Annotated in this window: 17 protein-coding genes; 12 read left to right on the forward strand and 5 right to left on the reverse strand. The window is 25.8% G+C overall.

Annotated features, from left to right (window positions below):
- Positions 1-60: 60 nt before the first annotated feature.
- The 3 genes from AMRN_RS04945 to AMRN_RS04955 all read left to right on the forward strand — a co-directional run bounded on the left by AMRN_RS04945 (position 61) and on the right by AMRN_RS04955 (position 4,873).
- A complete protein-coding gene (locus AMRN_RS04945; protein ID WP_099310505.1) occupies positions 61-3,249 on the forward strand; it encodes an NAD-glutamate dehydrogenase domain-containing protein in 3,189 nt (1,062 codons plus the stop codon).
- A 124-nt stretch (positions 3,250-3,373) separates the two neighbouring features.
- On the forward strand, positions 3,374-3,589 hold the full coding sequence (locus AMRN_RS04950) for a hypothetical protein (RefSeq protein ID WP_099310506.1): 216 nt from the start codon (positions 3,374-3,376) through the stop codon (positions 3,587-3,589).
- Between the two features lie 3 nt (positions 3,590-3,592).
- Entirely contained in the window at positions 3,593-4,873 is a 1,281-nt protein-coding gene (locus tag AMRN_RS04955) for a SagB family peptide dehydrogenase (protein WP_099310507.1), read from the forward strand.
- A 9-nt stretch (positions 4,874-4,882) separates the two neighbouring features.
- Here the strand turns inward: AMRN_RS04955 and AMRN_RS04960 are convergent, their stop codons facing one another.
- Both AMRN_RS04960 and AMRN_RS04965 read right to left on the reverse strand, forming a co-directional pair.
- On the reverse strand, positions 4,883-5,317 hold the full coding sequence (locus AMRN_RS04960) for a globin domain-containing protein (protein WP_099310508.1): 435 nt from the start codon (positions 5,315-5,317) through the stop codon (positions 4,883-4,885).
- Between the two features lie 94 nt (positions 5,318-5,411).
- Positions 5,412-6,833 (reverse strand): SDR family oxidoreductase, encoded by a 1,422-nt coding sequence (locus AMRN_RS04965; RefSeq protein ID WP_099310509.1) that lies wholly within the window; start codon positions 6,831-6,833, stop codon positions 5,412-5,414.
- A gap of 186 nt (positions 6,834-7,019) precedes the next feature.
- Between AMRN_RS04965 and AMRN_RS04970 the strand changes: the two genes are divergently transcribed.
- Entirely contained in the window at positions 7,020-9,320 is a 2,301-nt protein-coding gene (locus tag AMRN_RS04970) for a glutamine--tRNA ligase/YqeY domain fusion protein (protein ID WP_099310510.1), read from the forward strand.
- 36 nt (positions 9,321-9,356) lie between these two features.
- On the opposite strand, the gene ciaB is transcribed toward AMRN_RS04970, so the two are convergent.
- The 3 genes from ciaB to AMRN_RS04985 all read right to left on the reverse strand — a co-directional run bounded on the left by ciaB (position 9,357) and on the right by AMRN_RS04985 (position 14,963).
- Positions 9,357-11,240, reverse strand: coding sequence for an invasion protein CiaB (gene ciaB / locus AMRN_RS04975; RefSeq protein ID WP_099310511.1), 1,884 nt, complete (start codon positions 11,238-11,240; stop codon positions 9,357-9,359).
- A 93-nt stretch (positions 11,241-11,333) separates the two neighbouring features.
- Positions 11,334-11,714 carry a DoxX family protein gene (locus tag AMRN_RS04980; RefSeq protein ID WP_099310512.1) on the reverse strand — a complete coding sequence of 127 codons (381 nt, stop codon included), beginning with the start codon at positions 11,712-11,714 and terminating at the stop codon, positions 11,334-11,336.
- A 36-nt stretch (positions 11,715-11,750) separates the two neighbouring features.
- Positions 11,751-14,963 carry an EAL domain-containing protein gene (locus tag AMRN_RS04985; RefSeq protein ID WP_099310513.1) on the reverse strand — a complete coding sequence of 1,071 codons (3,213 nt, stop codon included), beginning with the start codon at positions 14,961-14,963 and terminating at the stop codon, positions 11,751-11,753.
- Positions 14,964-15,212: 249 nt separating this feature from the next.
- On the opposite strand from AMRN_RS04985, the gene htpG reads away from it, so the two are divergent.
- The 8 genes from htpG to AMRN_RS05020 all read left to right on the forward strand — a co-directional run bounded on the left by htpG (position 15,213) and on the right by AMRN_RS05020 (position 21,703).
- Entirely contained in the window at positions 15,213-17,123 is a 1,911-nt protein-coding gene (gene htpG, locus AMRN_RS04990; RefSeq protein WP_099310514.1) for a molecular chaperone HtpG, read from the forward strand.
- A 201-nt stretch (positions 17,124-17,324) separates the two neighbouring features.
- On the forward strand, positions 17,325-17,744 hold the full coding sequence (locus AMRN_RS04995) for a DUF4160 domain-containing protein (RefSeq protein WP_099310515.1): 420 nt from the start codon (positions 17,325-17,327) through the stop codon (positions 17,742-17,744).
- Position 17,745: 1 nt separating this feature from the next.
- The gene (locus AMRN_RS05000; protein ID WP_099310516.1) at positions 17,746-18,501 is read left to right on the forward strand and encodes a DUF4145 domain-containing protein; all 756 of its coding nucleotides are present in this window, start codon (positions 17,746-17,748) and stop codon (positions 18,499-18,501) included.
- Between the two features lie 58 nt (positions 18,502-18,559).
- Positions 18,560-18,712 (forward strand): hypothetical protein, encoded by a 153-nt coding sequence (locus AMRN_RS14185; protein ID WP_162919065.1) that lies wholly within the window; start codon positions 18,560-18,562, stop codon positions 18,710-18,712.
- A complete protein-coding gene (locus AMRN_RS05005) occupies positions 18,687-19,298 on the forward strand; it encodes a Fic/DOC family protein (protein ID WP_099310517.1) in 612 nt (203 codons plus the stop codon). The genes AMRN_RS14185 and AMRN_RS05005 overlap by 26 nt, the downstream gene beginning before the upstream one ends.
- A 98-nt stretch (positions 19,299-19,396) precedes the next feature.
- Entirely contained in the window at positions 19,397-20,140 is a 744-nt protein-coding gene (locus AMRN_RS05010) for a sulfite exporter TauE/SafE family protein (protein WP_099310518.1), read from the forward strand.
- A gap of 12 nt (positions 20,141-20,152) precedes the next feature.
- Positions 20,153-20,974, forward strand: a complete 822-nt coding sequence (locus AMRN_RS05015) for a LysR family transcriptional regulator (RefSeq protein WP_099310519.1) — start codon at positions 20,153-20,155, stop codon at positions 20,972-20,974.
- A gap of 87 nt (positions 20,975-21,061) precedes the next feature.
- The gene (locus tag AMRN_RS05020; RefSeq protein ID WP_099310520.1) at positions 21,062-21,703 is read left to right on the forward strand and encodes an ATP-binding protein; all 642 of its coding nucleotides are present in this window, start codon (positions 21,062-21,064) and stop codon (positions 21,701-21,703) included.
- Positions 21,704-21,746: the final 43 nt, after the last annotated feature.

Below are 21,746 nucleotides of genomic sequence, written 5' to 3' on the forward strand. Positions count from 1 at the left end.
AAGTTACATATAAAGTTTGTTAATAGATAATCTTTATAACTTACTAACAAAGGAAAGACTATGGCTACTTCAGATATTGAAGCTGTTTGCTCTCAGTTATTAACAAAAGAGGATTTAAAAGTATCGGATAAATTTTTCCAAGAAGTTTTAGATGAATGTATAATAACACATATTCATGAAGATAATAACTCAAATCATATAAAAATTTATTCTGTTAATCAACTTTATTTATCTACTATTACGCCTATTTTACATGATATTGGATTTGAAATAGTAGATGAAGTAACTTATAATATTTCAAATAAATCAAAAGTTATTTATGTTAGTAGATTTAATTTGCATATTAAAGATGTAAATATAGTTAAAAAAGCAAAAGAAAATTTAGAAAATGTAATCACTCAAACATTAAAAGATGAGAAAATATATCACTCTAAATTATTCTCTTTAGTGTTACTTCAAAATCTTACTGTAAAAAAAGTTTATCTTTTAAAAGCTTTTATTGAGTATTTAGACCAAGCTGTTTTAACAATTAATGCAGATACCATACTAAATACACTTACAACACATCATAAAATTTCAAATCTTTTCTTAAACTACTTTTACAAAAAATTTGATCCAAAACAAAAAGCTAAAAGAAAACAAGATTTAGAAAACTTACAGTTAGAAATCGAAGATGAAATAAAAATAATTCCTCAAATAATTGATGATAAAATTTTAAAATTGACTTTTTCTTTTTTAAAGTCACTTTTAAGAACTAATTATTTTTTAAATAAAGAAACAATAGCTTTTAAAATTGATACAAAATGTTTTTCAGAAAACTTAAGAGGTTTACAACCAAATATCGAAAACTTTATTTATCATTCTGATTTTTATGGAATTCATTTAAGAATGAGTAAAATTTCAAGAGGTGGTCTTAGATGGAGTGATAGACATGAAGATTATCGACAAGAGATAAAATCTCTTATGATTACACAAGAGGGAAAAAACTCTATTATTATTCCAGATGGTTCAAAAGGTGGATTTGTAATAAATAAAGATATAGCAGAAATCACAAAAGAGTATTTTGAACAAATCTACTCTTTATTTATTAATTCAAATTTAGATTTAGTTGACAATATGATAAATGGCAAAATTGTAAGAGATGAAAGAATCGTGGCTTATGATGGTGATGATGCATATTTTGTAGTTGCTGCTGATAAGGGAACTGCTTCTATGAGTGATGTTGCAAATGATATAGCAATTAGTAGAGGCTATTGGCTAGGTGATGCTTTTGCAAGTGGTGGTTCAAATGGTTATGGACATAAAGATTTAGGTATTACTGCTCGTGGTTCTTTAATGTCAACAAAAAGATTTTTTATAGAAGAGGGTATTGATATTTACAAAGACCCAATTACTGTAATGGGACTTGGTTCTATGAGTGGTGATGTTTTTGGAAATGGAATGATAGAATCAGACAAGTTCAAGCTACTTGCAGCAATTGGTCATAAAGAGATATTTATTGATCCAAATCCTGATTTAAAAGTAAGTTTTGAAGAGAGAAAAAGACTTTTTAATTCAAAGCAAGGAAGTTGGGGCTTTTATGATAAAGAAAAGATTTCAAAAGGTGGTGGAGTATTTTTAAGAAGTGAAAAAGAAATAGTTTTAACACCTGAAATAAAAAAACTTATTGGTACAAGTAAAAAAACTCTTAGTGGAGAAGAGCTTTGTGTAAAACTTCTTACTTTGCATGTTGATTTATTATTTAATGGTGGAGTTGGAACTTATGTAAAGGCAAGTGATGAAAATAGTCTTGACATAGGTGATAAACAAAATGAAGCAGTAAGAGTAGATGCAACAGATATAAAAGCAAGAATTGTAAGTGAGGGTGGAAACTTAGGATTTACTCAAAAAGCTAGAATTGAATACGCTTTAAATGGTGGAAAGATAAATATAGATGGTATTGATAATGCAGGTGGAGTAAATACTTCTGACCATGAAGTAAATTTAAAGATTTTATTAAATATTATAAAAGAGCAAGGCTTACTTTGTGAGCAAGAAACAAAAGCAACACTACATAGCTTGACAGACCAAGTTGTAAATTTAGTATTGCAAAATAACTATAATCAATCTTTTGTAATATCTATGGATGAAAGACTTTCAAGAAAGCATAGAAATAACTTTATAAAAACAATAGAGATTTTAGAAAAATATGTAACAGCTTTTAATAGACATGACTTTTATATCCCTAAAAATGAAAATATAGAAGATGTAGTTGATATAAATGATTCAATTGTAAGACCTGTACTAAGTTCTCTTTTATCATATTCAAAAATATTTATTAAACAAACTCTTTTAGAATCAACTTTAGTAGATGAACAGTTTGCATCGCAATATCTTTATAGATATTTCCCTAAATCATTTGTAAGTGCATATGAACACGAAATAACAAGTCACCCTTTAAAAAGAGAAATAATTGCTACAAAAATTGCAGATATAATTATAAACTCACAAGGATGTACTTTTATAGGAGATTATGAAAAATTAGGTAAAGAGAAGTTTTTACAAAAAATAAAATCATATTTAATTGTAAAACAATTATTTGGTTCAAATGAAATAAGAGAAAAAATCTATTCTCAAGATTATATTATGAATATTGATAAACAATATAAACTAATTGCAAAATTAGAGTATATTTTATTTACAAGTACTAAATGGATGGTTAAATATATGAATAAAACTCAAGTTGACTCAGCTCATATACTTGATCATAAAGATGAACTATTCTCACAACTTACTGAGATTCATACTCAAAAAATAGAAGAGTTGATTCCTAATGATGAAGAGTTTAATCTTTTCTTTAGTGTTATTGATTACTTAAGATTTGCCGTTGCAGGAGTAGTTATTAAAGAGAATACTCATCATTCATTTAAAGATGTAATAGTACTATTTTATCAATTAATTCATGAGTTTAATATTTTAGAAATAATTGTTTCTTTAAGTAAGTTAAAACTTCATTCAAGAAATGATGTTATACTTAGAAATCAGGTTTTACAGTTTATTGACTATATTGTTGTTCACTATACAAAAAAGATATTAAATTTCAAGAGAATAAATGAAGCTCCTGAAACTGCTTTTTCAAATTTTATTGCAAATGAAAAAGAGACTTTTTATAGACTAAGAGATCATCTTGATGTATTTATGACAAAAGAAGAAAAAGATATAAAAGATATTGTAACAACAGTAAATCAACTAATGGTTTCTACTATATAATTATAATATGCACTTTTGTGTATATTATAAATGTAAGTTTAAAAAGTATCATAACTTAAACTTATGACCTTTTAGTTAAGAAATTATTAGTTATATTGGCTTAATAATATAAAGGAGTCATATTATGAGTAAGTATGAAGATGACGAGTTAAGTATGCATAAAATTGAAGATTATGATGGAAATGAATCTAAAAGTAAAAGAAATACTGTAAGATTAGTAATTGCCTTAATAATAATTGTAGGGGCTATATACGCAAGCTTTAGATACAATTATAGTCAAATGGATGATGATTATGTAGGAACACAAGAAAATCCAGGGATTGACACTTCAAAAAGATGATAAATGAAATTTGATGAATTTTTTGATTATCATCTAAATACAAAACATTCATACTTTTCTGTTAGAAACTATCCAAATCGATTAAGTTGGGAAAATCAACCAATGGTTTTCAAATCATATGATAGTTTTGAAAAGTATGAATTAGATTTAGATTTTATAAATCATAGCTTTTTATATTATATTGCAGGATTAAGTGCAAAAAAAATCTATCCAAATGTAGAGTATTATCTAAGAATAAATCCTAGTGCAGGTGCTCTTTATCCAAATGAAATATATTTTCAAAGTAGAAACAATGAGAATATAAAAGATGGTATTTATCATTTTGATATTAAAAGTTCAAGTATTACACTATTAAAAGAGATTACAAATGATGGAATTGAGCCTTTATTAAATTATAAGTACAAAGTAAATGGTTTTATTTTCTTTATTTCATCACTATATTTTCGTTCTTCTTGGAAGTATAAAAATAGAGCATTAAGATATTGTTTACTTGATTCTGGGCATTTACTAGGAACTTTAGAAGCTAGTAGTTTTTTACATGACAAAAAGTATAAAATCATTTATGATTTTGATAAAAAGGCTTTAAATAAACTATTTAATTTTTCAAATGAAGAGTTTTTTCAAGCAAGTGTAGTTGTAGGTTCAAACTCTTTAGAAGAGGTAGAAAAAGTATGTAACTTAGATTTACCAAAAGTGGATGGAACTTACTATTTTGAAGAAAATGAGTTAATTCAAGAAGCTTATGAAAAATCTTTAAACATTAAGCAAAAGCATTCACAAAATTTATCTCCAAACTTTTTTTATAACAAAGAAATATTTAAACAAACAGTTTTTAAAAGGCGCTCAATTAGAGATTTTAGTTTAAAAGCTATAAAAAAAGATGAGTTTTTAAAAGTATTAGAGATTTTAAATGAGCCAATTACAAGTGATTGTGATGAAGCCATTGATATTTATTGTGTTATAAATAGAGTTGTTTCTATGCCTTTGGGTTTATATAAAGATAATACTTATATAAAAGAGGGTGATTTTAAAACAAAAGCTGGTTATTTATGTTTAGAGCAAGATTTAGGAAAAGATAGTGCCGTTACTTTTTTTCTTACTACAAAATCAAAAAACTATCAAGCAGCTTATCAAAAAGCAGGAATTATAGGTCATAGACTATATTTGATTGCAAATTATTTAGGTTATGGATGTAGTGGAATTGGCGCTTATTATGATGATGAGGTTTGTGAATTTATAGAAGATAATAGTATGGTTTTATATGCTTTAGCTATTGGAAACTAAGCATAAAGCTTAGTTTTCATTACTATTCATCATCCAAATAGAGAAAATATCTATATAGTTCCAAAAAGATTGTTTTATATCATCTTCAATATCAAGTGGAGCAAGTACCATCGCATAACTTTCTAACCAAATTCGTCTTGCTTCTTGGTTTATCTTAAAAGGACTATGTCTTGCTGCCATCATTGGTGCACCTCTTTTTTCATTGAAGTATTTAGGTCCTCCACAAATTTGTATAAAAAAATCTGCTGAGTGTTCTTTTGCTTTTTCAAAGCCTTCATCTGTTGGAGGGAAAAGTCCTTTTATATTACTTTGTCTTAATAAATCATAATGATCAGATACTAATTTTCTTATTTTCTCTTCTCCTAAAACTTCTAAAAATCTAGGATCAGGAAGATTTACAGGAGGCCTAATTCCTACGTGTCCAGCTGTTATATTAAATTGCATATTATAACCTTTGTTTTTGTGAAAATATACACTTATATTAATATAAAAAAAAGAAAAATTACTATTAGGTTTTAAATTTAATATTTCTTTTTGTTTAGCTTTTTTTTGCTCTTTTTACAATATTTGTAATCATATTATTAAAAACAAAATAGTGTAAAGGAATAAGAGTATACCAATAAGCTCTACCTAAGACCCCTTTAGGATAAAAGTATGCAGATTGAATAAGTTTGTCATCTTTTATTTTAAATTCAAGCCAAGCACTACCTGGAATTTTCATTTGTGCAAATAAAAGTAATCTTTCATTTTCTTTAATATCAACGACTTTCCAAAAGTCCAAACTATCTCCAACTCTTAACTCATCTTGGCTTCTTCTACCTCTTTTTAGTCCAACTCCTCCAATAATTTTATCAATTATTCCTCTAAGTTCCCATAAAAAATCATAATCAAACCATCCTTGTTTACCACCAATACTAATAAAGCTTTTATAAACTTTACTTTTAGAAATATCTGAAATATCAATCTCTTTTCTATCAATAAAAATTGCATCTGCTATCTCTTTTGTATGATTTTTCTCCCAAATCTTTCCAGCATTATCACTCCATCTACTAATTACTTGGTTTGTCTCTATTTCTTTAACAGCCTTTTTTACCGCATCTATAAAAGGCATAGGAGTTATATCTTTAAAATACTTTTTTGCATTATCATTTTGTACTACAACTTCTGATTTTAAACCCTCAATTAATGCTTTTGCAACTTTAAAAGGAACAGGAGTAAATAAATTAAGCCAATAAGATGATAAATTAATTGTTAAAAATGGAAGTGGTATTATATATCTTTTTAAGCCTAAAGCTTTTGCTGTTTGAAGCATCATTTGTTTATATGTCAATTGTTCAGCTCCAATATCAACTATTAAATTTTCTTTTTCTTGTAAAAATAATGATTTTTCTAAATATTCTAAAACATCATCAACTGCAATTGGTTGAGCTTTAGTTAATACCCATTTTGGTGTAGTCATAACAGGTAGTTTTTCTGTTAGATTTCTAATTATTTCAAAACTTGTACTTCCAGAACCTATGATAACACCTGCTCGAATCCAAATCGTTTGAACATCTTTTTGATTACTTAAAACTTCTCCTGTTTCTAATCTACTAAGTAAGTGTTCACTTGTATCACTATTTTTTACTCCAAGTCCACCAAGATATATTACTCTTTTTACATTGCACTTTTTTGCAACTTCTATAAAATTTTGTGCTGAAATTTTATCTAAGTTTTTGTAATCAGTTCTATTTAAAGAGTGAATTAAATAATAAGCAGTATCAACATCTTTTAGTGCTTCTTTTAAACTCTCTTTATTAAATGTATCACCCTCAAAAACTTCGATATCTTTTTCAATATTAGAAGATAAGCTTTTTTTGTTTCTTACAAATAATCTAAGTGAAATATTTTTATTTTCCTTTAGCTTTTGTTTTAACCTTCTTCCAATATATCCTGTTGTGCCTGTAAGTAATACTTTCATAGTGTATATCCTTTCTAGTTATATTTATTGTATCATTTTAAAATGTTATTTGGTATGTTGTTTTTATACGATAAATGTTTATTTATGTGAATGATTTTAATTAATATTGCTATGATGCTATAAGCTCAAATTAGATAAAATGCAAACCAAAAAAGAAGAGTTTTAAAATAAAAAGGCTTAATAATAATGAATGAAAATAAAGATTTCTTACGTGCAATAGTTGAAGAGGATTTAAAAAAAGGCAAATACAAAGAAGTAGTTACTAGATTTCCTCCTGAGCCAAATGGTTTTCCTCATATTGGACACGCTAAATCTATTTGTATAAATTTTGGTATTGCAAAGGATTATAACGGTCATTGTAATTTAAGAATGGATGATACAAATCCAACAACAGAAGATACAAAATATGTAAATGCATTGAAAGATGCTGTTAAATGGCTTGGCTTTGAATGGGATGAAAAGGTACACTTTACATCTGATTATTTTCCTAAACTTTATGAATATGCAGTAAAGCTTATCAAAATGGGTAAAGCTTATGTTGACAGTATAAGTGAAGAAGAGATGAAAGAGTATAGAGGAACAGTTACTAAAGCAGGACAAAGAAGTAAATATGCAAATAGAACTATTGAAGAAAACTTAGAACTTTTTGAAAAAATGAAAAATGGTGAGTTTAAAAATGGTGAACACGTATTAAGAGCAAAGATTGATATGAGTGCTGCAAATATGAAACTAAGAGATCCTTTATTATATAGAATTAGACATGCTCATCACTTTAGAACATCTAATGAATGGTATATTTATCCAATGTATGATTTTGCACACTGTTTATCTGATTATATTGAAGGTGTTTCTCACTCGATTTGTACACTTGAATTTGAAAACAACAGAGATATTTATGATTGGGTATTAGATACATTAAAGCTAGAACCACCAAGACCATATCAATATGAATTTGCAAGATTAGGTGTGAATTATACAGTTATGAGTAAAAGAAAACTTCTTGAATTAGTTGAGGGAAAATATGTTAGTGGTTGGGATGATCCAAGAATGCCAACAATAGCAGGATATAAAAGAAGAGGATACACACCAGAATCTATTTTAAATTTTTGTGAGCAAATTGGTATTGCAAAAGCAAACTCTATGGTTGATGTTGCTCAATTAGAGTTTTGTATAAGAGATGATTTAAATCAAAAAGTTCCAAGAGTTATGTGTGTTCTTGACCCACTTAAAGTAACTATAGAAAATTATGAAAAAGATAATGAGATAATTGAAGCTTCTTATTATCCCCATGATGTACCAAAAGAGGGTTCTAGAAAAATACCTTTTTCTAAAGAACTTTATATAGAAAGAGAAGATTTTTGTGAAAATCCACCAAAAGGTTATTATAGACTTACTTTAGATCAACCAGTTAGATTAAGACATGGATATATTATCTCTTGTAAGGAAGTAATTAAAGATTCAAATGGAAATATAACTGAAATAAAAGCAGAGTATTATCCTAACTCAAAAAGTGGAAGCGATACAAGTGGCATAAAAGTAAAAAGTGCTATTCAATGGATAAGTGTTAAAGAAGCAAAAAAAGCTGAAGTAAGACTTTATGATAGGTTGTATAAAAGTGAATCTCCTGAGGGCTTAGAAGATTTAAATCCTGAGTCATTAAAGATTATAAAAGATGCTTTTGTAGAACCAGCTGTAATTGATGATAAAATAGATGAAAGATTTCAGTTTGAAAGACAAGGTTATTTTTATAAAGATCCAATTGATTATAGTGATGAATTACCAGTATTTAATAAGATTGTTTCTTTAAAAGACTCATGGGCTAAAAAAAATAAAAAAGTAAAAGAAACACCAAAAGAGTCAAAACAAGAACTAAATAAAGTACAAGTTCATGGTGAAGCAGAACCTATGACAGATGAACAAAAGATATTATTTGAAAAATACAATTTAAAATTTAAGTTAAATAATGAAGTATCTAATATTTTAGCAAGAGATGAGAAACTTTCATCATTTTTTGAAAATGCATATAAAGAACTTAGTTCTACTTATAATCAAGCAACTATGCAATTACTTCCTCAAGTAAGTATTTTAGCTAATTATGTAGCAAATGATGTAGCAAAGCAGTTAAAAGATAAATCACTAAATGAACTTAAATTTAGTGTAAAAGAGATTATTCAATTAGTTAAAATGGTAGATGATGAAACTATTTCAACAAAAATAGCAAAACAAGTATTTGAACAAATGAGCCAAACAGGTGAAGAGCCAAAACAAATAGTTGAAGACAAAGGTTTAATTCAAATAAGTGATACAGCTATTATTTTACCTATAATTGATGAGGTTATTGAAAATAATCCACAAAATGTACAAAAATTCAAAGATGGGAATAGTAAACTTTTAGGGTTTTTTGTAGGACAAGTTTTAAAAGCTACTTTGGGAAAAGCAAATCCAAAAGTAGTAAATGAACTTGTAGCTAAAAAGCTACAATCATAAAGTAAATTGCTATTTATTTAAAGGCTAGTTTTTTAACTAGCCTTTTTTTATGTAGTTTGCTTTTTTATCTTCTGTGTCTAATTCTTGACCAATTGCTTTATATCTTTCAAAATAGTATTTTACAAATGAGTTTATTTTCTCATTTACTGGCATAAAATACTTTCCTTCTTTTGTTGCAAATTGATTTAAAAATATAGATGCATCTTTTTTATCTAAATAGTGTTTTGCAAGATTTGTATATGTAGTAATATACCATTTTTTAAGTTCTTCAATCTTTTTTGAATTTAAATCAATACTTAAAGTTTCATCTTTAAAGTCTAAAATTTTTGTATCAAATAAAGCATTTAAGTGAATTAATCCTTCACAATAGTATGGTTGTACTTCATCAACTTCCATCCATGCAATTAATCCAATAGCTCTTTTTACTAAATCAATTAGAACTTGTTCTTCAAGCTCTTTTTCATCATCATCTTCATCACAAAAAAATGAAATAAGTCCACCAGTTGTAGCTTTAAACTCTTCTATATTTTTAAAGTTTCCTGTTTTATTCATAACTGCTTCTGTTTCATCATCACACCATAAAATATGACCAAACTCATGTCCAATTGTACTAATATCATAAACTTGATGCCATTTTGCAGTCTCATTAAATAGAAACTCTCTATCTTTAGTTAGTAGCTCTTGTCCAAAAATTTCACGAGCTAATTTTAAAAATGGTTTTGCTCTTGAAATTTGTAATATTTCATCAGAAAATGCAAAAATCTTTTTACCTTCTTCTTTTGATACTATTTCATCATTTGGTACAACTTGTGCTGAAAATAAACCATTGAATCCAGCTCCAAAAAATAAAGCAGGTCTTCCAATATATAATTGTACTTTATCAAGAGATTTTAAAGAGAAGTTATAAATATGTTCATAATTTTCATTTTTTTCAAAACTATTATATATTTTTTCAAAAGCAAATTTAATCTTATTTACTCTTTTTTCATTTTTTGCAAAACTAGGATTTGTAAGTCTTATATCCCACTCTAATGCAACTGCTTTTCTAAAGTGGTCTTCATAATATTCAAGTGGATGTCCTATTTGAATTGGTGTTGTTATTTTCATCCAAGCTCTATCTACATCTGCCCATTTTTCAACTAATTTGTTTACATTATCTTCACTAAATGCTTTAATTAGTGCTTGAATATATAAAACATAATCCCATTTTTGATTATATATTTCATCTTCAACTTCAATTAATCTATCTGCAAAGTTTTCTAAAGCATCAACTACATCAGTTACCTCTTTTTTAAAAGCTTTTATATAAGCTTGAGATTTGTATTTGTCTTTATCTTTTACTAATGCAGAGTAGCATCTATCAGCAATTTCTTGTCCATGTCCTAAGTCAAATAAGTTTTCTTTTTCTAAGTATTCAAATACTTTAGTTTCATTTCCATCAAACTTTTCAAGTAGTTCTTTATTTGTTTTATTAATAATCAGTGCTGTCCATGAACTTTGCCATTTACTCATAGCTTTACCAACACTATAAACTCCATTGAAAACTTCTTTATAAAATGGTGTTAATAAGTTGTTATCTTCAATGTGATTTATTAGTTTTAAATGTTTATTTTCCCAAAACTCTTTTACAAAAAGATATGCTTTTTCTTGTAAAACAATAATCTCTTTTTCATCTTTTTCTAATCTTTTTAAAACTTGAACTAGTGAATCATCTCTTAAATTTACAAGTCTTGTAATAAGTGCAAATCTTAGATTTTCATCAAGCTTTAAACTTAAACTTTGAGCAAACTCATCAATAATAGTTAGTTTATCAAACTCTTTATTTTCAAGATATGTTATAAGTTTATTTGTATTGTTTTTTTCATTTTCTAAAAATTGATATATATTTTCTACATCTTTTAAAAATTGAGTTTCATTCATTTCAATCCTTTTTTATAGATTTTGTTAGTTTATCTTTTTTTAAATTAGTAATGTATTACATTGGATTTTGCTAGGCGAACTTTAAATTTTTTTTTAAAGTTCGCTACTTTTAAATAGTGTTGTTCTATTTTTTAAAGAGAATGAAATAGTTAAGATAACTAAAAATATGAAAGGGATAATAACTTCTTCTATATTACTTCCCGCACTATAGTGTGAATATGAAGCAAATAGAAAATCAAGTGCAAAACCAGCATATGCTAAATCTCTAATTCTATCAAGTTTTTTAGGTAATAAAAGTATTGCCCCACCAACTATTTTAAGTACACCAAGTGCAGTAAAAAAGTATAAAGGATAACCTAAATCATTTGCAATCTTTATAACTGAATCAGATAGTAAAATATCAACTGCCCCACCTACAAAACCTATTAATATTACAATAATAAGTGTTGATACAATATAAATTTTTCTTTTCATCTAAAAATCCTTTGCATAAGTATATGCAAATTATCTTTATCTTTTATTTAGTAAAAAAGTTGCATCTTTTGCTTTAAGCGGTTTACTAAAATAGTAACCTTGATATAAATAGCTATTTTTTTCAATAAGATAGTCAATCTCTTCTTTTTTTTCTACTCCTTCTATTATAAGTTTAAGATTTAGTTTTTGTGCAATTTCTATTACCATATTTATTATAGAATCATTTACTAAGACATCTTTTTGTCTTAGAAAGTCTTTATTTAGCTTTATAGTATCAACGGGAATTTTAGAAATTGAATTAAGTGAAGAGTATCCCACTCCAAAGCCATCAATACTACAAGAAATACCTAACTCTTTGAGTTGTGTTATCCTTTTTATTGCAAGATTTAAGTCTTTAAAAATTGATGCTTCATCTATTTCAAACTCTAGATATTTTGTATCAAAATTTGATTCTTTGATTATCTTTTTTATACTATTTAAAAATTCAGGATGAGAAAACTCTAGTAGTGATATATTTATTGATACTTTTATATCATCTAAATCTATATTCTGTTTTTTCCAATCACTTATTTGATTAATCACTGTTTTTAAAACCCATTTTCCAATTTGAATAATCAAATCAGATTTTTTTGCAACATCTAAAAAATTGTCTGGATATAAGATTTTTTTTGTTGGGTGATTCCATCTAATAAGAGCTTCAAAACCTAAAACTTTTTTCTTTTCATAATCATATTTTTTTTGATAATATAATTCAAATTGATCTTCTTTTATAGCTTCTCTTAATTCATTTTCTATTCTTAAATAGTTTCTTGTTTTTTTATCCAAATCTTCATGATAAAACATAACTCTATTTTTACCTTGTTCTTTTGATAAGTACATTGCTGCATCTGCATTTTTTATAATATCAATTGAGTTTTTGTTATTTTCAGGAAATAGTGCTACTCCTATACTACTTGTTGTAGTTAGTTTGTGATTATCTATTTTTATTGGATTATCTAGTGAATTTAATATTTTATTTGCAAATTTTTCTATATTTATAATTGCTTCTTCTTTTTGCATACTAATATTTTGTACCAATATTACAAACTCATCTCCCCCAAGTCTTATAACAATATCATCAACTCGTGAACATCCTTTTATTCTTTTTGCTATTTCTATTAAAAATAAATCACCAATATCATGTCCTAATGAGTCATTTATATATTTAAAATTATCTAAGTCAATAAAAATAACACCACCAAATATTTTGTGTCTAGTTGCAAGTGCGATTGCTTGATTTAACTTTTCATTTAAAATAGTTCTATTATACAATCCTGTAAGACTATCTGTTTGTATTTGATGAATAAGTCTTTCTTGACTTCTTTTTATTTCAGTAATATCAAAAAATTGTGCAATAAAATGAGTAGTTTTTCCCATATTATTTTTAATTGCAGTAATAGTTGCTCTTTCAGGATAAATTTCACCATTTTTTCTTTTATTATAAATCTCTCCACTCCAAGAACCATAGTTTAAAATATCACTCCAAAGTTTTTCATAGAACTCTTTGCTATGTTTTCCAGACTTTAATATTTTTGGATTATTTCCTATTGCTTCACTGTTTGTGTATCCTGTGATTTTTGTAAAGGAAGTATTCACTTTTATAATATTTGCATTTGCATCTGTAATTGCCATTGCTTCTTGTGAATCAAATGAATAAGAAGCAAGTTTTATCTCTTCTTCATACTCTAATCTTAATTTTTCATTCTCTTCTTTTTCTAAACCATATGATAAGTCATTTGTCATTTTATCAAATATGGTAATAATCTCTTCATCAAAAAAATCTACATCTTTAGAACAAAAAGCCATAATACCCATGCTTTTGTCTTTTTTATATAAAGGATAAACTGCAATTGAATTAATCTCATTTATTTTTTCTGTTGTTAAATCAAATGAAGATTTATCTTCTTTAGTGTTATTAATAATTAGATTTTTTCTTTCTATTAAGGATTTTTTGTAGATTTTATTTTTGTTATTGATTTCAAGTTTTGATAATATATTTTTATTTTTACCATTTGATTCAACTATTTGTAATTCTTGTTTTTTATTTAATAAACAAATAAAACTAAGAGATAAATCTAACTCTTTTGTAGCAAAACTACAAGCTTTATTTAAAACCTCTTCCATTGTATAATTATAAATGATTAATTCATTTGCATTATTTAAAATATTATAGATTTTTTTCTGTTTTTTTAAACTTTTCAAATTTTGATTTTCTTGTTTTGTTATTTTTCTAAGTGCAAAAATAGAGAATATTGAAGCAAATATACCAATAAGCCAAAGTATAAAACTATATATTAAACTATTTATTGTGTAAGTTTTTAATTGTTTTGCCTCTTTTAAAACAGCTTTCATAAAATACTCAATTGTAGTTCCTAATGCATCAATTCTTTTAGTTGAAATATCCCACCAATTTTTTGCATCTACATCTAAAGTTTTGCTATTGTCAAGTTTATAAATCTTTTCTCTATAACTTAAAACATCTTCAATGAGTTTTGAATTAAAAGTACTGTAAAAGAAGTTTAACTCCTGAATACTTATAACATTTTTGAAATTTTTTATATTATTATTTTGTAAAGAGATTAATTTTATAATTTTCATAAAATCATCTTTTTCTAAATATTTTTTTGAGAAACTATTTGATAGTATGGCTCTTTCTAATCCTGCATATTCTTTTGTATTAATAAGATAAAGTGCTGCAAGAAGTTTATTACTTATATTATTGTTTACATTACTAGTAAGTAATACAGTAATTGAGTCAATTATTGCATTTGTCATTAGATTATAACTTTTTAATTCGTTTGTTAAATCTATATCAAGTTTAAAAACTCTATTTCTTAGCTTTTCTAGTTTAAAAAGTTCATTTTGAATTTTCTTGATATGGCTTTTTTCTTTTTGAGAGTTGAAGTCATGTTTTAATATAAAATCATCAAAGAATTTTTTTGACTTATTTGTTTGTTTTTTTTGAAAAATTAAATCTTCTTTAAATTTTTTACCAATAGAGCCAATATATCCAGCTGACATACCTCTTTCTTTTTGTAGGTTATTTAATAAAAATTCTGCATTAAGTACATAATTTATATGTAAATCAATAGTATCTAACCTATCTAAAGTTTTATATTTATTGTAAATATAAATGCTACTAAAAAAAATCATTCCTACTGTAGGAATCAAAATAATCAAAATCATTTTATAAAGTGTTTTACTTTTCATTTATTAACTCTTTTGTAATTTTATAGTCACTTTATAATACAGAAAAAAATTTGTATTGTATCTTAAGTCTAAAAAAAGTCTTTGTTGGCACTTGTATTGTAAAAGTGCTAAATAAAATAAAAACTTTAGCCAACTTTTATAAAGTTGTGCTAAAATTCTTCTGTAAAATTTATAAAATATATAGGAGAAATTATGGTGCATATTGCTTTTTGCAATTTGTCCATTTCCTAAAATTAAGGAGAATAATTAATGGCAAAACATCAATTTCAAACAGAAGTAGGACAATTACTACACTTAATGACTCACTCTTTATATTCAAATAAAGAGATTTTTATAAGAGAACTTGTATCAAATGCAAGTGATGCAATTGATAAATTAAATTATCTAAATTTAACTGATGAAAATATCAAGAAATCTGTTGGTGAAGAATGGGCTGGAGAGATTAATATCTCTTTTGATGAAGCAGATAAATCTATCACAATAGTTGATAATGGTATTGGTATGAATGAAGAAGAATTAATCTCTTCAATTGGTACTATTGCAAAATCAGGAACTAAATCATTTGTTGAAGCATTAACAGGTGATGCAAAAAAAGATAGCAATCTTATTGGACAATTTGGAGTAGGGTTTTACTCTGTATTTATGGTAGCTTCAAATGTTGATGTTATTTCAAAAAAAGCTGGTGAAGAGACTGCTTATAAATGGTCTTCAACTGGAACTGGTGAATTTGAAATAATTCCTGTTACAAAAGAGACAAATGGAACAGTTATTTATATAAAATTAAAAGATGAAGAAGCATCTGAATTTGCAGTTAAAGAAAGAATTAAAAATATTATTGGAAAATATTCAAATCATATTGCATATCCAATTTACTTAAACTACCAAGAAGAAGTAGAAGAAGAGTTAAGTGAAGAGGATAAAAAAGCTGGAAAAGAAGCTAAAAAAACTATTGAAAATAGACATGAGAAAATCAATGAAGCAACAGCACTTTGGACACAGCCAAAATCTAGTCTGAAACAAGAAGATTATAATGAGTTTTATAAATCAATTTCTCATGATTCTCAAGATCCTTTATGTACTATTCATACAAAAGCAGAGGGTGTAAACGAATATACAACACTTTTTTATATTCCAAAAACTGCTCCAATGGATCTTTATAGAGCTGATTATCAACCAGGAGTTAAGCTTTATGTTAAAAGAGTATTCATTACTGATGATGAAAAAGAATTATTACCAACTTACTTAAGATTTGTTAGAGGTATTATTGATAGTGAAGATTTACCATTAAATGTTAGTAGAGAAATTTTACAAGAAAATAGAATCTTAGCAAATATCAAACAAGGTTCAGTTAAAAAAATCTTAAATGAGATTAAAAAACTTGCTAAAGATGAAGAAAAATATGAAGAGTTTATCTCTCAATATAATAGACCTTTAAAAGAGGGTGCTTATCAAGACTTTACAAATAAAGATTTAATCTTAGATTTAATTAGATACAAATCTACAAAAACTGAAGATGCTAAATTGACTTCATTAGCAGCTTATAAAGATAGAGCTAATACTGAGCAAAAAGCAATTTACTATATTGTAGGTGAGAATGAAAAAGTATTAAGAAACTCTCCATTATTAGAAAGTTATAAGAAAAATGATATCGAAGTTTTAATTTGTGATGATAAAGAAATAGATGAGATTATCACACCAAGTTTAGGTGCATATCAAGAGTGGGAATTTAAAGATATTACTTCTGTTGAACCTCCAAAAGTAGAGCAAACAGAAGAAGAGAAAAAAGAAGTAGAAGAAAAATTCCAAGATATAACTAAAAAAATTAAAGATATTTTAGGTGAATCTGTAAAAGAAGTTAAAGTTACAAATAGACTTTCTGACTCTCCATCTTGTGTAGTAAAAGATGCAAATGATCCAATGGCACAAATGGCACAAATGATGAAAGCTATGGGACAAGAAGTACCAGAATCAGCACCAATTTTAGAAATCAATCCAGAGCATGATATAGTTAAAAAACTAAATGGTTGTGCAGATGACTCTTTAATCAATGATGTTTCATGGGTATTACTAGACCAAGCAAAACTAAGTGAAGGTATGGAAATTACTGATGCGGTAGCGTTTGCACAAAGATTATCAAGAATCACAGCAAAAGCTCTATAAAAGAGCTATTTGCATAAATCTTCTGCGTTGAAGTAAATTTTTGGCTCAATCACATACTTTAGTATGCTCAATCGCCAAAAATTTACTTCGCCTTGAATCTTCATACAACTAACTCTTTTAAGTAAAATATTAAAGTATGTTTTAACCTCACCTATAGCTATAAAATAATAAAATGTGTTCAAAAATTTACGGGACTATTTTATGGAAATTTGTAAATTGTCATTTTCAAAGTTAGAGAATATTGGAAAGTCATATCTTTTTAATCAAAATAAAATAAATTCATTTGAAAAGTTTGAAATCCAGTTAAATCAATTTTTAAATTCAGGGGCATATATTTATAACAATAACTTTATAAATACAAAACATTTAATTACAACTTTGAATAATATTAAAATTGAAATATATTCAAATGAACATCCTCCACCTCATTTTCATGTAAAAACAAATAATTGTAGAGCTTCTCTATCAATAGAAGATTGTAGTATTTTAGAGAATAGTGGATTTAGTAAAAAAGTAATTAAAAATATTCAAGACTGGTTTAAGCATTCAAAAATAGATTTAATTAGAGTTTGGAATGAAACAAGACCATCTGATTGTGCAGTTGGAAAAATAAGAATTTAAAATGAAAGATTATTTAGAATTTAATAATAACTTAACTGATTTTACTTGCCCTCATTGTCTAAATGCTTATATGGAAATTGTAAATAAAAATGAAAAAGAATATATTTCAAGTTTAAAAAAAAGACAATTTTCAATAAATGACGAGATTGAATTTGATGATAGATTTTATAGAGGTACAATAACAGGACAAATGAAATGTCATAGATGTCAGGAAATAACATCTTTTATTGGAGAAACAAGGTTTTATGTAAATTATTATGATGATGAAAATGATAAAGAAGTAGAAGTAGAAGAAAAAGTGATACTTTTTAAGTATTTTGTGCCTTCTTTACATATAATTGAATTAAAAGAAGAGTATCCTGAAGAAATAAGGAGTGTTTTAAAAGAGTCTTTTTCTCTGTATTTTTCATCTTATTCTTCTTGTGTAAACATATTGAGAGTATTACTAGAAGAATTATGTTTATTAAATGATATAGATAAGTATAATGAAGAAGGTAATTTCATCTCTCTAAATTCTAGAATAAAAAAATTAAAGACTAAATTGAATTTAAATGATGATACTAAGACCTTATTATTTGCATTAAAGTGGATTGGAAATGAAGGTTCACATTCTCTAAAAAATATAAAAAAAGATGATATAGATAATGCATACATTTTTCTAAAAGAATTGTTAGATAAATTATATCCTAAAGATTTTTCTGAATATATGAGTAGAGCTAAAGAAATAGAAAAAAATAAAGGTTTGTCTAAAAAATAAAAAGCTTTTCTTTTTTGTAAAAATTAGATAAAATATAATTACAAAATAGGAGTTATAAATGACTATTGCAAAAGTAAGTAAATCTCAAATTTCAAAAACAGTTAGAAACTCAAACTTAATTGAGGGATATAAAAAACCATCTAAAGAAGTGCAAGTAAAAGCAAAAGTTTTAATGGAAAAATACAATGTCAAAGTATCATCAAAAAGATAGTAAAATCTACTATGATGGTACAGATATTCCGATAAATAAACTCTCTTTAAAAAACTCATTAGAACTACATGAAATAGAATCTCTTTTATTAAAACAAGCATATGAACTTTATATTTCACAATTAAATGAAAATACAGTTTTTGATGAATTATACTTTATTAATTTACACAAAAATACTTTTGAAACACTTTACGACTGGGCTGGAGTTTATCGAATAGAAGATATGTTTAAAGGTGCTTCAACTTTTTGTATTGGACGAGCAGTTAAAAATGAATCAAAAAAAATTTTTGATATGTTGAAAAAAGAGAATTACTTAAGAGATTGTAGTTTCATATCTAAAGAAATTTTTGCAGAAAAAATTGCTTTGATAAAATCAGAATTGATTTGTCTTCACCCTTTTTATGAATTAAATGGAAGAATAACAAGATTATTTTTTGATATGATTGTTGTTTATAATGGTTATCAACCAATTGATTATTCAAACTGTACATCCCAAGAATATATCAATGCATCAATAGAGTGTGTAAAATACGCTGATGAAACTTTTATGAAAAGAATTATTTTAGATGGCCTTAAAAAAGCATAAATTAAATATTTAAAACACCTTTAATAAACTTTTGATATAATCTTTAGTAATGCCTTTTGGTATTACACATAGTTATATGTAATATTAAAGGTGCTCATATGGATATTTATTTTGTAATTGCTTTTGGGGTGATTGTTCTTTTTTCTTCACTTGTTCATGGTAGTATTGGTTTTGGTTTTGGGATGATTTCTACTCCTTTGGTTGCTTTATTTACTGATATACAAACAACAATTACTTATATGCTTATTTCTACTATGCTTGTGAATATTATTAGTATTTTAAGTGAGGGTAAGTTTTTTGAAGCTTTAAAAAAGTTTTGGTTTATTATCTTACTTATGGTAATAGGAAGTGTTTTAGGAACTGTTCTTTTAGTTTATACAAATTCAAACTATTTCAAACTTTTACTTGCTTTTATTATATTTGTTTATCTTTTACAATCTTTTGTAAAAATTGAAGCTACTTTTATCTCTTCTTATCCAAAATCATCTACTTATGGTTTGGGTTTAATTGGTGGAGTTATTTCAGGTCTTACAAATATAGTTGCACCTTTGATGATAATGTATACTTTAGAGTTAAAATATACAAAAAAAGATACAATTCAATTATCAAATTTGTGTTTCTTATTTACTAAAATAGGGCAACTTATAGTTTTTATATCTTTGGGTGCTTTCTCAAATGAAGCTTTTGAACTATCTATTTTAAGTATTGTGATTGTATCTTTAGGAATGTTTTTGGGTATAAAAATAAAAAGAAAAATTGATGCAAAGTTTTATGCAAAAATATTAAAGGCTTTACTATTTATTATAGCACTAACACTAGTATATCAAACTCTATTTTTATAAAGGTTTTATAGTATGGATTCAAATTTATTAAAAGTATTTATTGCAGTTGCAAATACTAAAAGTATATCTTTGGGAGCAAAAGAGTTAAACTTTACTCAATCAAATGTCACTTTAAGAATTAAACAACTTGAAAAGAGCTTAGGTTATGCTTTATTTTACCGAACAAATAGAGGTGTTATTCTTACAATTGAGGGAGAAAAACTCTATCCTTATGCTATTGAAATAGTTAAAAAAGTAGAAGAGGCAACTTTAAAAATAAGAAATATTGATTATCATGAACTACTAAAAATAGGTTCAACTCAATCAAATACAACTATCAGACTAATTGATTTTCAAAAAAAATTAAACAAAGATTTTAAAGATATGAATTTAGAGTTTGTTGTAGATAGTAGTTTAAATTTAATTGAGCAACTATTAGATTATAAACTTGATATTGCTTTTGTAAATGGAAATCCAAATCATAAAGAAATAGAAGTTTTAAATATTATAAAAGAGGATATAGTTTTAGTTCAATCAAAAGATAAAACTGCTCAAAATACTATTTTTGCATATAAAAATGGTTGTTTAAATAGAGTCTTTTTAGATAAATATCTTTCAAAAAATAAAAAAAGCAGTTATAAAAAAGTAAATTTAGAAAACTATGAATTGATATTATCTTGTGTTGAAGCTGGTTATGGTGTTGCGCTTTTTTCAAGACCAATAATTGAAAAATTTGGATATTCAAATAGACTAAAAATTACAAATATGGATTTTGACCTTGACACACATTTAATATGTAGAAAAGACTCTACTTTGATAATAAAAGATTATTTAGAAAATTTGGATTTTGTATAAAGAGTGAAGATAACTTTTTAATCTAACAATGTCAGAATACTTTCAAAATATTGTGTTAGAATCTGTCATTTTATTTAGGAGGATTTTATGTCAAATAATCACAAGTTTACAAATGAGTTAAAACAATTAGTTTCAAATCTAAAGAATAAGGCTTATACAAATAGCGAGGTTTTTCTAAAAGAGTTATTACAAAATGCAAATCAAGCAGTGTCAAAATTAAAAAATCTAAAAGATGAAAATAAATATAAAGAAGAGTTAAATCAGTGGGAAGGAATGTTAGAAGTCTATTTTGATAAAGCTGATGGTTCAATTACTATTGTAGATAATGGAATTGGTATGAACAAAGAAGAGTTATTTGATTTGACTCATACTATAGCTACAAAAAAGGCTGAATCATTCTTATCTTCAAATAGCAAAGAAGTTTCAAATCTAGGCTTATATTCACTATTTTTAGTTGGAGTAAAAGCAAATATTATTTCAAAAAAACTTGCAGAAGATACAGCTTATAAGTGGACAAGTGATGAAGATGGATTTACTTTAGCACCTTGCATAAATGATGAAGGCTCAGGAACTGTTATATATATAAAATTAAAAGATGAGTTTGCAAAAGAGTTTACTAATAAAGATAAATTAAAAGATTATATTTCAAAATTTCAAGATAGCTTATCAACAAACTTATATATAAGTTATCATGAGGGCTTAGATGAAAAAGTTGAAAAAATAAACTAAGAATTATAGTAAGTTTTAAGATAGAGTTTATTATATTTAAAAA

Origin of the sequence: Malaciobacter marinus (assembly GCF_003544855.1) — a bacterium.
Taxonomy (GTDB): Bacteria; Campylobacterota; Campylobacteria; order Campylobacterales; family Arcobacteraceae; genus Malaciobacter; species Malaciobacter marinus.

What these genes read in the sequence shown, in the direction of transcription:
- AMRN_RS04945 (WP_099310505.1), top strand. Translation starts at nt 61, where the DNA reads ATGGCTACTTCAGATATTGAAGCTGTTTGCTCTCAGTTATTAACAAAA.
- AMRN_RS04950 (WP_099310506.1), top strand. Translation starts at nt 3,374, where the DNA reads ATGAGTAAGTATGAAGATGACGAGTTAAGTATGCATAAAATTGAAGAT.
- AMRN_RS04955 (WP_099310507.1), top strand. Translation starts at nt 3,593, where the DNA reads ATGAAATTTGATGAATTTTTTGATTATCATCTAAATACAAAACATTCA.
- AMRN_RS04960 (WP_099310508.1), bottom strand. Translation starts at nt 5,317, where the DNA reads ATGCAATTTAATATAACAGCTGGACACGTAGGAATTAGGCCTCCTGTA.
- AMRN_RS04965 (WP_099310509.1), bottom strand. Translation starts at nt 6,833, where the DNA reads ATGAAAGTATTACTTACAGGCACAACAGGATATATTGGAAGAAGGTTA.
- AMRN_RS04970 (WP_099310510.1), top strand. Translation starts at nt 7,020, where the DNA reads ATGAATGAAAATAAAGATTTCTTACGTGCAATAGTTGAAGAGGATTTA.
- ciaB (WP_099310511.1), bottom strand. Translation starts at nt 11,240, where the DNA reads ATGAATGAAACTCAATTTTTAAAAGATGTAGAAAATATATATCAATTT.
- AMRN_RS04980 (WP_099310512.1), bottom strand. Translation starts at nt 11,714, where the DNA reads ATGAAAAGAAAAATTTATATTGTATCAACACTTATTATTGTAATATTA.
- AMRN_RS04985 (WP_099310513.1), bottom strand. Translation starts at nt 14,963, where the DNA reads ATGAAAAGTAAAACACTTTATAAAATGATTTTGATTATTTTGATTCCT.
- htpG (WP_099310514.1), top strand. Translation starts at nt 15,213, where the DNA reads ATGGCAAAACATCAATTTCAAACAGAAGTAGGACAATTACTACACTTA.
- AMRN_RS04995 (WP_099310515.1), top strand. Translation starts at nt 17,325, where the DNA reads ATGGAAATTTGTAAATTGTCATTTTCAAAGTTAGAGAATATTGGAAAG.
- AMRN_RS05000 (WP_099310516.1), top strand. Translation starts at nt 17,746, where the DNA reads ATGAAAGATTATTTAGAATTTAATAATAACTTAACTGATTTTACTTGC.
- AMRN_RS14185 (WP_162919065.1), top strand. Translation starts at nt 18,560, where the DNA reads ATGACTATTGCAAAAGTAAGTAAATCTCAAATTTCAAAAACAGTTAGA.
- AMRN_RS05005 (WP_099310517.1), top strand. Translation starts at nt 18,687, where the DNA reads ATGTCAAAGTATCATCAAAAAGATAGTAAAATCTACTATGATGGTACA.
- AMRN_RS05010 (WP_099310518.1), top strand. Translation starts at nt 19,397, where the DNA reads ATGGATATTTATTTTGTAATTGCTTTTGGGGTGATTGTTCTTTTTTCT.
- AMRN_RS05015 (WP_099310519.1), top strand. Translation starts at nt 20,153, where the DNA reads ATGGATTCAAATTTATTAAAAGTATTTATTGCAGTTGCAAATACTAAA.
- AMRN_RS05020 (WP_099310520.1), top strand. Translation starts at nt 21,062, where the DNA reads ATGTCAAATAATCACAAGTTTACAAATGAGTTAAAACAATTAGTTTCA.